The 14,883-nt window shown below is 29.8% G+C and carries 15 protein-coding genes; 12 read left to right on the top strand and 3 right to left on the bottom strand.

Translation table 11 applies throughout. The features are described from left to right. Positions 1–61 precede the first annotated feature (61 nt). Positions 62–658 (top strand): peroxiredoxin, encoded by a 597-nt coding sequence (locus AANAER_RS12915; RefSeq protein WP_044417209.1) that lies wholly within the window; start codon positions 62–64, stop codon positions 656–658. A gap of 173 nt (positions 659–831) precedes the next feature. Continuing rightward, positions 832–2,175 carry a transcription termination factor Rho gene (gene rho, locus AANAER_RS12910; RefSeq protein WP_044417211.1) on the top strand — a complete coding sequence of 448 codons (1,344 nt, stop codon included), beginning with the start codon at positions 832–834 and terminating at the stop codon, positions 2,173–2,175. Positions 2,176–2,253: 78 nt separating this feature from the next. On the opposite strand, the gene AANAER_RS12905 is transcribed toward rho, so the two are convergent. Further along, positions 2,254–2,430 carry a helix-turn-helix domain-containing protein gene (locus AANAER_RS12905; protein ID WP_119173288.1) on the bottom strand — a complete coding sequence of 59 codons (177 nt, stop codon included), beginning with the start codon at positions 2,428–2,430 and terminating at the stop codon, positions 2,254–2,256. A 230-nt stretch (positions 2,431–2,660) separates the two neighbouring features. Here AANAER_RS12905 and AANAER_RS12900 point away from each other — a divergent pair, with 230 nt between their 5' ends. The 4 genes from AANAER_RS12900 to AANAER_RS12885 all read left to right on the top strand — a co-directional run bounded on the left by AANAER_RS12900 (position 2,661) and on the right by AANAER_RS12885 (position 5,656). Beyond that, positions 2,661–2,966: a hypothetical protein gene (locus AANAER_RS12900; RefSeq protein WP_044417216.1), complete on the top strand. Its 306-nt coding sequence runs from the start codon at positions 2,661–2,663 to the stop codon at positions 2,964–2,966. A 261-nt stretch (positions 2,967–3,227) separates the two neighbouring features. Further along, complete coding sequence (locus AANAER_RS12895) at positions 3,228–4,184, top strand: methionine ABC transporter ATP-binding protein (protein ID WP_129081980.1); 957 nt, start codon at positions 3,228–3,230, stop codon at positions 4,182–4,184. Further along, on the top strand, positions 4,184–4,822 hold the full coding sequence (locus tag AANAER_RS12890; RefSeq protein ID WP_044418728.1) for a methionine ABC transporter permease: 639 nt from the start codon (positions 4,184–4,186) through the stop codon (positions 4,820–4,822). Before AANAER_RS12895 ends, AANAER_RS12890 begins: the two co-directional genes overlap by 1 nt. A gap of 9 nt (positions 4,823–4,831) precedes the next feature. Continuing rightward, positions 4,832–5,656: a MetQ/NlpA family ABC transporter substrate-binding protein gene (locus AANAER_RS12885; RefSeq protein ID WP_129081979.1), complete on the top strand. Its 825-nt coding sequence runs from the start codon at positions 4,832–4,834 to the stop codon at positions 5,654–5,656. Positions 5,657–5,871: 215 nt separating this feature from the next. Here the strand turns inward: AANAER_RS12885 and AANAER_RS12880 are convergent, their stop codons facing one another. Next, on the bottom strand, positions 5,872–6,534 hold the full coding sequence (locus AANAER_RS12880; RefSeq protein ID WP_129081978.1) for a uracil-DNA glycosylase family protein: 663 nt from the start codon (positions 6,532–6,534) through the stop codon (positions 5,872–5,874). 139 nt (positions 6,535–6,673) lie between these two features. On the opposite strand from AANAER_RS12880, the gene murI reads away from it, so the two are divergent. From murI to AANAER_RS12850, 6 genes are all read left to right on the top strand, one after another. Continuing rightward, on the top strand, positions 6,674–7,471 hold the full coding sequence (gene murI, locus AANAER_RS12875) for a glutamate racemase (protein WP_129081977.1): 798 nt from the start codon (positions 6,674–6,676) through the stop codon (positions 7,469–7,471). Continuing rightward, positions 7,464–9,608, top strand: coding sequence for a DNA polymerase III subunit gamma/tau (locus AANAER_RS12870; RefSeq protein WP_129081976.1), 2,145 nt, complete (start codon positions 7,464–7,466; stop codon positions 9,606–9,608). The genes murI and AANAER_RS12870 overlap by 8 nt, the downstream gene beginning before the upstream one ends. A gap of 64 nt (positions 9,609–9,672) precedes the next feature. Next, positions 9,673–10,509, top strand: coding sequence for a DsbA family protein (locus AANAER_RS12865; protein ID WP_129081975.1), 837 nt, complete (start codon positions 9,673–9,675; stop codon positions 10,507–10,509). Positions 10,510–10,513: 4 nt separating this feature from the next. After that, positions 10,514–11,452: a hydroxymethylbilane synthase gene (gene hemC / locus AANAER_RS12860; RefSeq protein WP_044417228.1), complete on the top strand. Its 939-nt coding sequence runs from the start codon at positions 10,514–10,516 to the stop codon at positions 11,450–11,452. Positions 11,453–11,595: 143 nt separating this feature from the next. After that, the gene (locus AANAER_RS12855; RefSeq protein ID WP_129081974.1) at positions 11,596–12,138 is read left to right on the top strand and encodes a hydrolase; all 543 of its coding nucleotides are present in this window, start codon (positions 11,596–11,598) and stop codon (positions 12,136–12,138) included. 96 nt (positions 12,139–12,234) lie between these two features. Continuing rightward, positions 12,235–13,650, top strand: coding sequence for a GGDEF domain-containing protein (locus AANAER_RS12850; protein WP_129081973.1), 1,416 nt, complete (start codon positions 12,235–12,237; stop codon positions 13,648–13,650). Between the two features lie 18 nt (positions 13,651–13,668). Here AANAER_RS12850 and AANAER_RS12845 read toward each other — a convergent pair whose 3' ends face one another. Then, positions 13,669–14,832, bottom strand: coding sequence for an NnrS family protein (locus AANAER_RS12845; protein WP_129081972.1), 1,164 nt, complete (start codon positions 14,830–14,832; stop codon positions 13,669–13,671). Positions 14,833–14,883: the final 51 nt, after the last annotated feature.

Raw genomic sequence — 14,883 nt, 5'->3', positions numbered from 1 at the left:
TCTTTAAAAAATTTATACTATAATTACAATCTCAAAACAAATTTTATAAAAAGGAAATTACATGTTAGTAACAAAAAAAGCTCCGGATTTCACAGCAACAGCTGTACTTGCAGACGGTCAAATCGTTGAGGATTTTAATTTATATGATAATATCGGTGAAAAAGGTGCGGTACTGTTTTTCTACCCACTAGATTTTACATTTGTTTGTCCTTCTGAAATTATTGCATTCTCTAAAAGAATTGAAGAGTTCGAATCAAGAGGAATTCAAGTAATCGGTTGTTCAATCGACTCTCAATATTCTCACTTTGCTTGGAGAGAAACAGCAGTTGAAAACGGTGGTATCGGAAGAGTTAAATTTCCGTTAGTTTCTGACCTTTCAAAACAAATTTCTAGAGATTATGATGTATTATTCGGAGAATCTGTTGCACTTAGAGGTTCATTTTTAATTGACAAAGACGGAACTGTAAGACATGCAGTTATCAATGACTTACCACTTGGAAGAAATATTGATGAAATGATTAGAATGGTTGATACTATGCAGTTTACTAACGAACATGGTGAAGTTTGTCCTGCTGGATGGAACAAAGGTGATGAAGGTATGAAAGATACTAAAGAAGGTGTTGCTTCATATCTTGCTAAACACGAAGCTGATTTATAATAAAAACTTATAGGAAAGGTGCTGTAAAAGGCACCTTTCCTTTTTTGTCTACTTGTTTTATTGACAAATTTAAAAATAAAGACTAAAATTACGCTACTTAAATAATACTAAACGTAAACTACAGAAAACTACATAACTTAATATGTAAAATCTATTAAAGGCAAAAAAATCTAATGGAAGAGTCAAAAACTCATACAAAAAGTAAAAATCCAAAAGCCTCTAACGGTAATGGAAAGAAGACTAGAACACATGTGCCCGTAGAGGGTTATAAGATTGAACAGTTAAGAGAACTTCCCCTTGAAAATCTTCTAAAAATAGCAAAAGATTTAGATGTAGAAAATCCACAAGAATTAAAAAGACAAGATTTGATGTTTAATATTTTAAAATCTCAAATCGATCAGGGTGGATTTATCCTTTTTACGGGAATTTTAGAGATAAAAGACGGAGGATTCGGATTCTTAAGAGCGATGGACGGTAACTTTTCTGACACCTCAAACGATTCATACGTATCTGCTACACAAATCAGAAAATTTGCTTTAAGAACGGGCGATATTGTAACAGGGCAAGTTAGACCGCCAAACAAAGACAGTGAAAAATATAACGCTTTACTTAAAATCGAAGCTATAAATTATCTTCCGATTAATGAATCAAAAAACAGACCTTTATTTGATAACTTGACTCCTCTTTTCCCTACAGAGAGATTTAAATTTGAATATGAGCAAACAAGAATGACAGGAAGAATGTTAGATCTTTTTGCACCTATGGGAAAAGGACAAAGAGGACTTATCGTAGCACCTCCTAAAACAGGTAAAACAGAGCTTTTAAAAGAACTAGCTCACGGGATTACAAGAAATCATCCCGATACACATCTTATGGTTTTACTTATTGATGAGAGACCTGAAGAGGTTACGGATATGCAAAGAAGTGTTAAAGGAGAGGTTTACTCTTCGACATTTGACCTTCCTGCTCACAACCATGTAAGAGTTGCCGAGATTGTTATTGAAAAAGCAAAAAGACTTGTTGAAATGAAAAAAGATGTTGTAATTTTACTTGATTCAATCACAAGATTAGCTCGTGCTTATAATACCGTGACTCCTAGTTCAGGAAAAGTATTAAGCGGTGGGGTTGATGCAAATGCTTTACATAAACCCAAAAGATTTTTCGGTGCTGCAAGAAATATAGAAGAGGGCGGAAGTCTGACTATTATTTCAACTGCTCTTATAGAAACAGGTTCAAAAATGGACGAAGTTATTTTTGAAGAGTTTAAAGGTACAGGTAACAGTGAAGTCGTATTAAGTAGAAATGCAGCAAATAGAAGAGTTTATCCTGCTCTTGATATTATCAAATCGGGAACAAGAAAAGAGGAAATCCTTCTTACACCTGATATTTTACAAAAAACTTGGATACTAAGAAATGCTATATCTCAAATGGATGAAGTAGAAGCACTTAAATTCTTGTATTCAAAAATGCAAAAAACTAAAAACAATGAAGAGTTTTTCGCTTCAATGAATGAGTAGTAAAAGGCTTGACTTTCAAGCTTTTTTACTTATTTATAAAAAATAACTTTCAACTAAGAAAAAAGATAAAATAATTTTTTACAACATTTTATCTATCGTCCTTATTTTCTCAATATATTTTTCAGCATCTTTCAAATGTGCTTCTGTAGCTAATCCCAAGTATATTAGTTTTAGTAGTTCTGGTTTTGTTTTTTCCCAGTTTCTCAAAGTTTTTGGATCTACATTTATTCTTTGAGCTAGCTCTTTTTTTGTCATTTTATAAAAATCCTGTTAAAAAGTATTGACATACATGGAATTATTTACTATAATTCTACAAATAAAAGGAATAATTACCTTTTGATTATTTTAATAATTGTACAATAAATAAAAAAAGTACATCACTCAAATCTGTTACTTAACAAAAAATAGTAATACTATTATTGCTAAGGTAATTAACTAATTATCTCAAAAAAATGATTAAAATACGGGTAAAGGAGTAATTTTTATTGGTTGAAATATTGCTTGTGTTTACCAACTGTTGCATACTTTTGATTATTTTTAAAGAAGTCTATAAACTAAAAAAAGAGATTTATCATCTTAACTTTCAGAAACGAGAACAGACAAATGAATTGTTTGAAAAGTTTAAAAATCGTTTATATGTAATTTCTGCAATTAGCAGCAGTATTGAAACGAATCTGGAGTTTGACAAACTAGACAGAAATAAATTATTAAATTCATTAGAAGATATTTCAACAAATATAAAAAATGTTGAAAGTGATATAAGAGTTTTAGAAAAAGAACTTTTTCACTAAAGTTTGTGTTAATCTTTTACGAATATGCTTACGATACCGCTTATTACTGTAAAAGCAACTAAGCCGCATATTACAAAAATTGCAATTTGAGTTAAAAACATTTTAAATCCTTTTTATTTAGTTTACTTAAAAAAATGAGATTAATAAAGATATCATACGATTTAAAACTTTATTTTTAAATATAATTTGCCTAGTTGTATATTTACTTAACATTATCTTTATAAAAGTTTGAATAACATTCCCCTCTAATAAGGATGTTTTATGATTAGTATTAAAAATTTGAATAAATTTTACGGCAGTTCAAAAGTACTAAACGATATCTCTATTGATATAAAAGCCGGTGAGATTTTTGCTATTGTAGGTCACTCAGGAGCAGGAAAATCTACACTTTTAAGATGTATGAACGGACTTGAAGAGTATAGTTCTGGTTCTTTAAAAGTTAATAGTAAAGAGATAAAAGAGTTAGGTAAAGAGCAGTTACGAAGTTTTAGAAAAAATATTGGTATGATTTTTCAACACTTTTCACTGATTCAAAGAAAAAACGTATATGAAAATGTTGCTCTACCAATGCAGCTTTGGGGTTACTCTAAAGATGAAATTGATAAAAAAGTAAAAGAGCTTTTATCCTTAGTAGGTCTTAAAAGTAAACTAAACTCTTATCCAAATCAGCTAAGCGGCGGTCAAAAACAAAGAGTGGCTATAGCCAGAGCTTTGACTTTGGAACCTCAAGTTTTATTATCAGACGAGGCAACATCGGCTCTTGATCCAAATACTACAACGTCAATTTTAAATCTTTTAAAAAAGATTAATAAAAAATTGAATATTACCATTGTTTTGGTAACTCATGAAATGGATGTTGTAAAACAGATTGCACAAAAAGCGCTTTTATTGGAACACGGCAATATCATAGGTTTTGATAACACGGAAGATCTATTTTTAAAACCGGATGAAAAGATGAAAGAGTTTTTAGGCGAAGTTGAAGTCGTACCTAAAAAAGGGGTAAATATTAAACTCTATTTTCCTAAAAAAAATGCTCATAAATCTTTTATAACTACTATGGCAAGAGAGCTTGATATGGATTTCAATATAGTATGGGGAAAACTTGAAGAGGTAAACTCTCATATTATAGGAAATATGGTTATAAACGTAAAAGATGAAGAAGAACAAAGCGTTATTGAATATATCAAAAAGCATGACATCGTTTGGGAGGTTTTATAATGGTTGATATTTTAGTGCCGGCACTTGGTGAAACTATTTATATGTCTTTCGTTTCTACTTTTTTGGCTGTTGTTATAGGATTTCTTTTAGCAATAATTTTAATTCTGACCTCAAAAGGGGGATTAAGACAAAATTTAAAAATTTATTCAGTACTTGATGTAATTATAAACACCTTAAGATCTTTCCCTTTTATCATCCTAATGATTGTACTTTTCCCTTTAACAAAATTTTTAATAGGAAAAAGTATCGGTACGACTGCTGCAATTATTCCTCTTACTTTAGGTGCGGCGCCTTTTATCGCAAGACTAATAGAGAGTGCGTTAAAAGAGGTTGATTTTGGAGTTATTGAAGCTGCTAAATCATTTGGAGCTAGTGATTGGCAAATTATTTTTAGAGTAATGCTTGTTGAAGCTTTACCTAGTATAATATCGGCAATTACTTTAACATTGATTACTGTTATCGGGTTTTCAGCTATGGCTGGAGCAGTAGGCGGTGGAGGTTTAGGAGATGTAGCTATTAAATACGGATACTACAGATTTCAAACCGATACTATGATTTATACGGTTATTATATTAATAGTTCTTGTTCAACTTGTACAAAGTGCAGGGGATTATTTATATAAAATCACAAAAAAATAAAGGATATGTATGTTAAGAAATTTTTTAAAAATTGCAGTAGCAGGTGCATTGGCTTTAGGGCTTACAGCTTGCACAAAAGAAGAAAAAAAGGAAAAAGTTGTTCAACAAGCAGAACCTGCTAAAACAGTTATTAAAGTTGGAGCTACTCCCGTACCTCATGCCGAGATTCTAGAGTTTGTAAAACCACTTTTAAAGAAAAAAGGGTATGATTTACAAATTGTTGAATTTACAGATTATGTAACACCGAATATTGCGGTAGATGAAGGGGAGTTAGATGCAAACTTTTTCCAACACTCTCCATACTTAACAGAGTTTAACTCAAATAAAAAAACACATTTAGTAAAAACCGTAAGTGTTCACTTAGAACCAATGGGATTCTATTCTAAAAAAATCAAATCATTAGACGAACTAAAAGATGAAGCAGTTATTGCTGTTCCTAATGACCCTACAAACGAAAGTAGAGCGTTGGATATTTTAGAAAAACAAGGTCTTTTAACATTTAACGATGTTGCTCTTAAAACAGCACTTGATATTAAAACTAACCCTAAAAATCTTTTTATAAAAGAGTTAGATGCTCCTCAATTACCAAGAATATTGGATGAAGTTGATGCTGCAATTATTAATACAAACTATGCTTTAGCGGCAGATTTAAATCCATTAGATGATGCAATAGTTCTTGAGTCAAAAGATTCTCCTTATGCAAATATTGTTGCAGTAAAAGAGGGAAATGAAAATAAAGATTATATTAAAGCTTTAGATGAAGTTCTTACTTCAAAAGAGGTAAAAGATTTTATAAAAGAGAAATATAAAGGTGCTATTATAGCTGCATTCTAAATTTTATGTACTCAATCTAAAAGTTAGATTGAGTACAGTTTTAATTAATCTTCTTTTACAAAAAAAGTAATAAACCAAGAAACCAAAGTAAAAAGAGCAAGTCCAGCTACTACAAACATCATTATTTCAGAAATAAACATAAGCAACTCCTAAATGAATAATCATTCACTATTGTAATAAAAATTAATTAAATATATTCTTAAGTAAAATTTCAGCTAAAGGGCTTTGAAAACTTTTTCATACTGCTCAAGTCTAAAATCAAAGGTAGAGTAGGCGGAATTTTTCTCTTTTTTCTCTTTATAGAGTTTATTTGAACCTATATATCTATTAGCGGCATTTGAAGGTGAAGTTAAACTTATAGTTTGAAAAGCTCTATTGTCATAAATAAAAGAGTTTATTTTAGGAGTATTATTATCAACTGCTTTATACTCTATTTTATTCTCTTTTAAAACTTGCCTAAAAAAGTATTCAGGAGAATTTTTTGAATAACTGCCCGTAAAAATAAGAGTTTTTATATCTTTATACTCTTTTAAAAACCAAAGAATATCTCTTAACTTGACATCTTTCATTCCTAAATCACTTGCATCTATTTTTTCTCTTTTGCAAGAATCCACAATATCGCATATTCCTATTTTATACTCTTTTAAAAACTCTTCTCTTTTACTTACAGCTTCATTTGTATTATCAAAAGGAAGATCAAGTTTATATATTTTGTCTATTATTTGCCAAAGAAGATTGTCTTTTGAGCCGTAACAAAAAAGTACATCCTCTTTTTTATACTCTTTTGTGCAAAATCTAGGAGGAGGAAGTGTTCCTACTATTATAGCTTTTGTATCTTTATTTAAAAAGGGTTTAAAGGGGTGAAAATGTGAAAACAAAAGTATCCTTTTTTTGTGATATTAAAGAAATTATCCTTTTAAAAAACTTAGTGAAGCGTTAGTATAAATATTGTTATAATTTAACATAGTAGTTATAACTTTTTTGCTATAATCATGCCAATTTAAATAAAGGTAATTTTTGAAAGTAGGAGTTTTTGATTCTGGTCTAGGCGGTTTAACCGTAGTAGAAGCAATAAGCAAATTTTTTAAAGGTGCAGAGATATTTTATATAGCTGATACTCTTTTTGCTCCTTACGGAGAAAAATCAAAAGAGCAGATATTAAATAGAAGTTTGAATATCACAAACTATCTTTTAAGAAAGTATGAAATAGAGGCTTTGATAGTAGCTTGCAATACTGCTACATCTGCTGCAATAAAAGAGTTAAGACAAAAGTTTAAAAATCTGATTGTAATAGGAACAGAACCCGGAGTTAAACCCGCAATCTCAAAAACACAAACAAAAAATATAGGTGTTTTGGCAACTCCTGCAACGCTAAATGGAGAAAAATACAAAGATTTAGTCGCAAAATTGTCTAAAGATTCGGAAATTAATGTTTATGAAACAGCTTGTGCAGGATTAATGGATCAAATAGAAGACGGAAAAATTTTTCATCCAGATACCCATGCAATGTTGAAAAAATGGCTTGACCCTATGAAAGAAAACGGGGTTGACACTATTGTTTTAGGTTGTACCCATTACCCTTTAATAAGCGATGTAATAAGGGATATTATGGGAGCAAATATCGAACTTATAGAGACAGGAGAAGCAATAGCAAGAAGATTAGATGAATTGTGCTCAAAAAAAGGGCACTGCGATAGAAGTGAGCTTAAAATAGAAGTTTTTTATACGGGAAAAATTAAAAAAGATATGATAAATATAATTTTGGAAAACTGGCAAGACGGCGGCAAGATAGAAATAAAGGAAGAAAATGAGTGAAGAACAGATGGAAAAGAAGGTTTTAGCATTAAAATACAGACCGAAAAGATTTGAGGATTTAGTTGGTCAAAGTACTATTTCCCAAACTCTGTCTTTGGCTCTTGATTCAAATAGATTATCACATGCATATCTCTTCTCAGGACTTAGAGGTTCAGGGAAAACCAGTACGGCAAGAATTATGGCAAAAGCACTCTTATGTTCAAACGGACCGACATCAAAACCTTGTGAAGTTTGTGAAAACTGTAAAAGTGCAAATGCAAACAGACACTTAGATATTATAGAGATGGATGCCGCTTCAAACAGAGGTATCGATGATATTAAAGATTTAATTGAACATACGAAATACAAACCAAGCAGTGCAAGATTCAAAGTTTTTATTATAGATGAGGTTCATATGCTTACAACTCAAGCTTTTAACGCTCTTCTTAAAACCTTGGAAGAACCTCCTGGGTTTGTGAAATTTATTTTAGCAACAACCGATCCTCTTAAACTTCCTGCAACAATTCTTAGCAGAACGCAACATTTTAGATTTAATAAAATTGCACCTTCCGATGTTTTACATCATCTTTCACATATTTTAAATGAAGAGAATATTGATTTTGAAACACCTGCTCTTGAGATTCTTACAAGAAGCGGGCAGGGAAGTTTAAGAGATACTTTGACTCTTTTAGATCAAGCAATAATTTTCTCAAAAGGCAAAGTTACGACAACTGCAGTCGTAGATATGTTAGGTCTTATTGAACCTAAACTTATGGAAAAACTTTTTGATATCATTCTTAAAAAAGGTGATACTTTTGAGATTGTAAAAGAGCTTGAAAACTATGAAATTTCACAAGTTTGCGATGAAATGACAATCTATTTAAAACAGAAAATGCTGGAAAAAGATGCAAGATTCGATCTTCTTGTTTTTGATAGATTTTTTAGAATTTTAAGTGATGCAAAACATCTTTTGTCTATGAATTCAGACGGAGGTTTTGTTCTGATTTTAACTCTGTCTAAAATGATTGAAGCAACAAATTTAAAAACTATTGATGATATTATCAATCAAGTTGAAGAGATAGAAGTTAAACCTGTCGTAAAAGAGGCTATCTCCACAAAAAAAGTGATTGAACACTCTGTTAATGATAAAAATCATGTTTATGATGATCAAAAAGTTACTTTAGATAAACAATATTTTGAGAATAAAAAGCAAATTGATAATCCAAATGATGAGATAATCAATGTAGAAAATGAAACAACACTTTCTATTGATAGCGTAAATGCAATACCTACTGTTCCTCCTATAGAAGAAGTTGAAAGTTTAGAAGAACTACAAAATGAAGAAAAAGAAGAGAGTAAAGAGAGTGTAAAAGAGTCTTTTGTTCAAAAAAGCAGTCCTTATGCTTTTCCTACTCCTTTTGATGAATTTGAAGAGAGTGATGATTTTGAAGCCGTAGAGGAAAAGCTTGAAGAATCCGTAAAGCTTGAAGAACCTTTAAAAATTGAAGAATTAAAAGAAGCTCCTGTTGAAAAAGAAGAAAAAGAGGAAATTAACGAAGAGCCTTCTAAAGAGGAAGTAGAAGAGGTTGTTTATGAGCCTATTGTAGAACCGCAAGTTGAAGAAGAACCAAAACAGCTTAGTGAAAATGAACGTTTATATAAAAAACTTATCGAAAAAGTTTATGAAAGAGATTATGATTTAGGGGAACTTTTTGAAAAAAACTTTTTATATAAAAATTTTGAAGATAAAAGATTAGAGATAAGCTCTTATGCCGTAGGAGACGAAAGAAAAACTCTGCTTAAACATTATGGAGTATTAAAACTCTTTATATATGATATTTTCGGTAATGATATTGAGATTAAATTTATAAAAGCAGAACCTACACAGGAGAGTGTTGAAAAAAAGTCTGATTTCCAAAGCGAAGTAAAAGAGGAGAAAAAAGAACCTGATGCTTTGGAAAATAATGAAAATGAAACAGGTTCTATGATTGAAGATATTGAAGTTGGCTCAGGTTGTGTTGCAGATATGAATAAAGTTGTAAACCCGACGCCTTCCCAAAAAGAGTTGCAGTTAAATGATATATTAAATTCACCTCAGTTAAATGCAGCAAAAGAGCTTCTAAGAGTCAAAAAAATCACGGTAAAAACCAAAACTTAATATTTAAGTCTTTAAACAATATAATAATGCCCGATTTAGATATGCAAAAATTAAAAGGATTTTTATGAAATTAATTAAGTTTTTTACTCTTAGTTCCCTATTAGTAAGCAGTTTAGTTGCTAATACAAGTATTGATACTTTGGTTTTGGATTTTGAAAAAAGCAGATTTTCAAATAATGAAAGAGTTCAGATAAAAGATATTAGCGTTAATATGAAAAAGAATCTGCCTCAAAAAGATTGGTATGGATATATTATAGATTTAGATCTTAAATTTGCAGGAAAAGATGTAAAAGCAAAAGATGTAGTATTTTCAAACGGAGAGTTGATTGCCCCCGAGTTATATGATATAAAATCGGGAAATCCTCTTAAAGATTTGATGACGCCGAAACTTACAAAAGCCTATTATGATAAAAGTAAATTAATAGCAGGTAATGTTAATGCAAAAGATAAAATAGTTATCTTCTCAGATCCTTTATGCCCTTTTTGTATGGATTACGTACCTGATGTAATTAATTATGTTAAAAAGCATAAAGATAAAATTGCATTATACTATTATCATTTTCCTCTTCTAAGAATGCATCCTGCTTCTAACGCTTTGACAAGATTAATGATTTTGGCAAAAAACAGAGGAATAAAAGATGTTGAATTAAAAGTTTACACTAAAGACTGGGATAAATATTTTGATTCAAATGAAATAGATGAAAACAAAATCTTAAAAGCTTTTAACAGTGAATTTAAAACCAGTATAACAAATGATGAGCTAAAAAACAGTAAATTAAAACTTGAAGTTGCCGATGATATAAAAATGGGAGAAGAGGTTCTTGTTCAAGGAACCCCGACTGTTTTTATAAACGGTGAAAAAGATAAATCAAAATTAAAATATGAGAATTTAGGAAAGTAGATATATGGAAAAACTAGTAATAGCAACAAGAAAAAGTAAATTAGCAATTTGGCAAAGTGAATATGTAAAACAAGAGTTGCAAAAACATTATCCCTCTTTAGAGATTGAATTACAGGAATTCTCTACAAAAGGGGATAAAATATTAGATGTTCCTTTAGCAAAAATCGGAGGGAAAGGTCTTTTTACAAAAGAGCTTGAAGTTGCAATGTTAGAGGGAAATGCGCATCTTGCGGTTCATTCCTTAAAAGATGTTCCTACTCAATTTGAACCTGGCTTACAACTTGCGGCTGTTACAAAAAGATTTGACCCAAGAGACGCTTTTTTAAGTGAAAAATATACTTCTTTAGAAGAGTTGCCAAATGGTGCTGTTGTAGGTACTACAAGTCTAAGAAGAAGAATGGAGTTAAAACTTTTAAGACCTGATATTACTCTTAAAGATTTAAGAGGAAATATTAATACAAGAATTGCAAAACTAAAAGCAGGGGAATATGATGCTATTATTTTAGCTGCTACGGGAGTGCAAAAACTTCAAATAGAAGATGAAGTAAAATATTTCCTTCCTCTTTCAACCGATAAAATGATTCCTTCTATGGGACAAGCAACTTTGGGAATTGAAACAACAGATAATAAAGAGATTGTAGAATTAGTTTCCGTATTAAATGATGAAAATGCACATATTGAATCAACTATTGAAAGAAGTTTTGTAGATACTCTTCAAGGAGGTTGTCAAGTTCCAATCGGAGTAAAAGCAACAATCATGGACGAAAATTCAGTAAGAGTACAAGCTGTAGTAGGAATGCCTGACGGCAGCGAATATATTGAAGAAGATATAACAGCAGATATTGAAGAGTATAAAATATTAGGTCAAAATCTGGCACAAACTTTTATAGATCAAGGTGCAAAAGAGCTTCTTGAAAAAGCTGAAAAAGTAGCATTTAAATAGCATTTTGAAGGGCTTTGTCCCCTTCTTTGAAATTTGTATAAATTACCCTTGAAAATCTTCGAAAAGCTCTGTTTCAAACTAGACTTTTTTTATCTCTTCTTGTATTATATATCTATCAAGCAAATATTTTTTAAGGAGTGAAGATGAAAATAAAAGCTGAAGATTGCGTTTTTATTCAAGTAGATATTCAAGAAAAACTTTTCCCTTTTATTTCAAATAACGAAGAGTTAGAAAAAAATCTAATTATTTTATTAAAAGGTTTAAAACTTCATAATATCCCTTTTATAATAAATGAACAGTATAAAAAAGGAATAGGTGAAACAATTCCAAGTTTAAGAGAGCTAGTCGATGAATATCCCCACTTTGAAAAAACAACTTTTTCTTGCTGCGGGAATGAAGAGGGCTTAGCCGCAATTAAAGTAGAGGGTAAAAAAACCGTAATATTAGCAGGAATAGAGACTCACGTATGTGTTCTACAAACTGCACTTGATTTATTAGAAGAGGGTTTTTCTGTCGTAATTGTTACTGATTGTGTTAGTTCAAGAAAACAAAAAGATAAAGATACTGCAATACAAAGACTTATTCAAGCAGGTGTGATTCCTACAACTTATGAATCTTTGCTTTTTGAACTTACTGCAAATGCAAAACATCCCGTATTTAAAGAGATATCAAAATTAGTAAAATAGATTTTTTCTATTTTACTGATACTTTAAAAAAAGATTAAAAAAATTCTAAAGTAAATATTTCTTATATTAAATTATTTTTTTGTAGTATAATTTAGTATGGAAAAATTATTTTTACTACTAATTATCTTAATATTTCCATTTTTTTTATCTGCAAATGATAAAGAGATACATAAAGTTGCAGTGGTAAAAAATTGGGAACCATACTATTTTGTTAATGAAAACGGCAAACCTGAAGGTTATGCTATTGAGCTTTTTGAAAAAGTGGCAAAAAGTATTGATCTAAAATATGAATATATAATTGTAGATGATTTTGATGAAGTATTTAAACTTTTTGAAGAGAAAAAAGCGGATATTATTCCAAATATAGGAATAACTCAATCAAGAGAAAATCTTTTTTTATTTACCCAGGAAACGGATAGTTTTTTTATAAATATTTATAAAAAAACTAATGCAACTTATAAAAATATCAAAGATTTAAAAGATAAAAAAATCGGAGTAGTAAAAAGAAATATCTGCAATAAACTGATAAACAAAGATTTAACAAATCAAAAAATATATTTTAAACATTTTGAAGATATGTTAACAGCATTAAAGATGGATAAAATAGATGCTTTTTGTTATCCTCAACCCTTAATTGAACATGAACTTACAAGCTCACTTATTGTTCCTTTTCCCAGATCAATTAAAGAGATAAAAAGAGGAATAGGTGTATCAAAAGCTCAATTTCATCTATTACCGAAATTTAATGAAGCCATTACCCAACTAAAATTAGACGGAGAGTATAAAAAAATATATGAAAAGTGGTTCGGTAAAAAGAGTTTTATTCAGTTAAGTAAAAGTGAGACTATATTTTTAATAATAACTTTCTTTGGAGTCTCTCTTACCACATTAATTGTAATTTTTTATTTCTTAAGCAAAAAAAGATGGCTTATTACAAAAGATATTTTACAAGAAGAGATAAAAAATAAAACGAATATTTTAAAAATACAAAATCAAAGACTAAAAACTATTCATAGAAAACTTAAAGAGCGTACATACAAAGACGGTCTTACTAATATATACAATAGAAAATTTTTTAATGAAAAACTTAATGAACTTCTATCTTTATATAAAAGATATGAGGATAAATTTTCATTTTTGATTTTTGATATTGATGATTTTAAAGCTATCAATGATACTTACGGTCATGCAGCCGGAGACAAAGTATTAATTGATTTAACCTCTTTAGTCTCTTCTCATATTAGAGCAAACGATTATTTTTTCAGAGTGGGAGGAGAAGAGTTTGTAGTTTTACTTAGTCAAACCTCTTTTCAAGAGGCACAAGAAGTTGCCCAAAAAATAAGAATTATAATTGAAAAAGAGTTAAACTGCATAAAAAACAGAAAAGTAACAGTCAGCATAGGTCTTACGGAAGTAAATGAAGGAGATGATATTGAAACTATTTATAAAAGAGCGGACAGCCTTTTATATAAAGCAAAAAACAGGGGTAAAAACAGAGTTGTTATCAAATAATAGAACCTTTTAAAGGTTCTATTTTATTCTTAAAAGAGTTTTTGCATATCTTAATGTCCATATGACAAACAGTAATATCCAAAATATAGAACTTAAATTTAGAAGATATGTAAAAAATGAAGATTGTGCTATAAAACTAATTGAGGCAAAAATTCTTGTAAGCAGAACAATTTGAGTGAAAACAAAAAGAGCTTTTGTAATTTTATCTGCTTGAATTGTTTGAGCAGGAACGGCATGTCCTCTTATAACTCTGCTTCCAAAACCTATTAACAAAGTGGTCATAAAACCAATTGCAAAGATATGAAATGAGAGTTTAAAGGTGTAATCTAAAAACATAGATTCCAAAAACAGTGAAATATAAGCAAGCTCAAACCAAACAAGACCTAAAACAAGGATTGATAAAATAGCAGGAGTTTTTTTAAATAAATTCAATTTAAAAAGAACATATCCAAAAAATACAGATGATAAAAGAGATACTGTTTTTAAAAGTAAATCTAACTCAAACTGCATAGAAATACCTGTTAAAAAAATCAAAGTTATAGATATAAAAGGGATATATTTTGGTCTTTGCCAAGGAGATATTCCAGTATAACCGAAATAAAATGCGGGAATCATTTTTAAAGCAATAATAAAAACCATAGAGATTAAAAAACAAAAGAATATAAGTTCCGAGAGATTTGATGAACTTACTGCTTCAATCAAAAGCATAAGTGCTCCTAAAAATAGAATAAAATTTATATAAATACTATCGGTTTTTACAGATGCTTTACCTTTTTTTATTGTTTCATAAAAGAGTTTCACAAAATAGAAAAGTACAAAAGATAGTAGAATCTTTCCTAAAGTAATATTTATAAAAAGTGTAATAAAAATACCTATTTGATAAAGAATCCAAGGATTTAAATATTTATCTTTATTAATGGCTTGTGTTGCGTTATATTTGGGTATGACAGTAATTAAAAAACCTAAAAAGGCATTTGTAAAAAGTGCATAATTAAACCCAAAGCCATGAATCAGACTAAAATCCAAGTTAAGAATTCCCGTTAAGGAACAAAGTGTTAAAAGCATTATAAAAATAGCAAAAAAGAGAGCTGAGCTGAAAAATAGTTGGTGCGGCTGGGAGATAAATCTCTGCCACCAAGAGTTTTTTTCTTGATATTGGGGGATTGTTGTTGAAAATTGCATATGTCATCCTATTTTTTTAAAAGTATGACATAAATGATAACTATTATCATT

Source organism: Halarcobacter anaerophilus (genome assembly GCF_006459125.1).
Classification (GTDB): Bacteria; Campylobacterota; Campylobacteria; order Campylobacterales; family Arcobacteraceae; genus Halarcobacter; species Halarcobacter anaerophilus.
This window is presented reverse-complemented; position numbering and strand designations above follow the sequence as displayed.

What these genes read in the sequence shown, in the direction of transcription:
- AANAER_RS12915 (WP_044417209.1), top strand. Translation starts at nt 62, where the DNA reads ATGTTAGTAACAAAAAAAGCTCCGGATTTCACAGCAACAGCTGTACTT.
- rho (WP_044417211.1), top strand. Translation starts at nt 832, where the DNA reads ATGGAAGAGTCAAAAACTCATACAAAAAGTAAAAATCCAAAAGCCTCT.
- AANAER_RS12905 (WP_119173288.1), bottom strand. Translation starts at nt 2,430, where the DNA reads ATGACAAAAAAAGAGCTAGCTCAAAGAATAAATGTAGATCCAAAAACT.
- AANAER_RS12895 (WP_129081980.1), top strand. Translation starts at nt 3,228, where the DNA reads ATGATTAGTATTAAAAATTTGAATAAATTTTACGGCAGTTCAAAAGTA.
- AANAER_RS12890 (WP_044418728.1), top strand. Translation starts at nt 4,184, where the DNA reads ATGGTTGATATTTTAGTGCCGGCACTTGGTGAAACTATTTATATGTCT.
- AANAER_RS12885 (WP_129081979.1), top strand. Translation starts at nt 4,832, where the DNA reads ATGTTAAGAAATTTTTTAAAAATTGCAGTAGCAGGTGCATTGGCTTTA.
- AANAER_RS12870 (WP_129081976.1), top strand. Translation starts at nt 7,464, where the DNA reads ATGAGTGAAGAACAGATGGAAAAGAAGGTTTTAGCATTAAAATACAGA.
- AANAER_RS12865 (WP_129081975.1), top strand. Translation starts at nt 9,673, where the DNA reads ATGAAATTAATTAAGTTTTTTACTCTTAGTTCCCTATTAGTAAGCAGT.
- hemC (WP_044417228.1), top strand. Translation starts at nt 10,514, where the DNA reads ATGGAAAAACTAGTAATAGCAACAAGAAAAAGTAAATTAGCAATTTGG.
- AANAER_RS12855 (WP_129081974.1), top strand. Translation starts at nt 11,596, where the DNA reads ATGAAAATAAAAGCTGAAGATTGCGTTTTTATTCAAGTAGATATTCAA.
- AANAER_RS12850 (WP_129081973.1), top strand. Translation starts at nt 12,235, where the DNA reads ATGGAAAAATTATTTTTACTACTAATTATCTTAATATTTCCATTTTTT.
- AANAER_RS12845 (WP_129081972.1), bottom strand. Translation starts at nt 14,832, where the DNA reads ATGCAATTTTCAACAACAATCCCCCAATATCAAGAAAAAAACTCTTGG.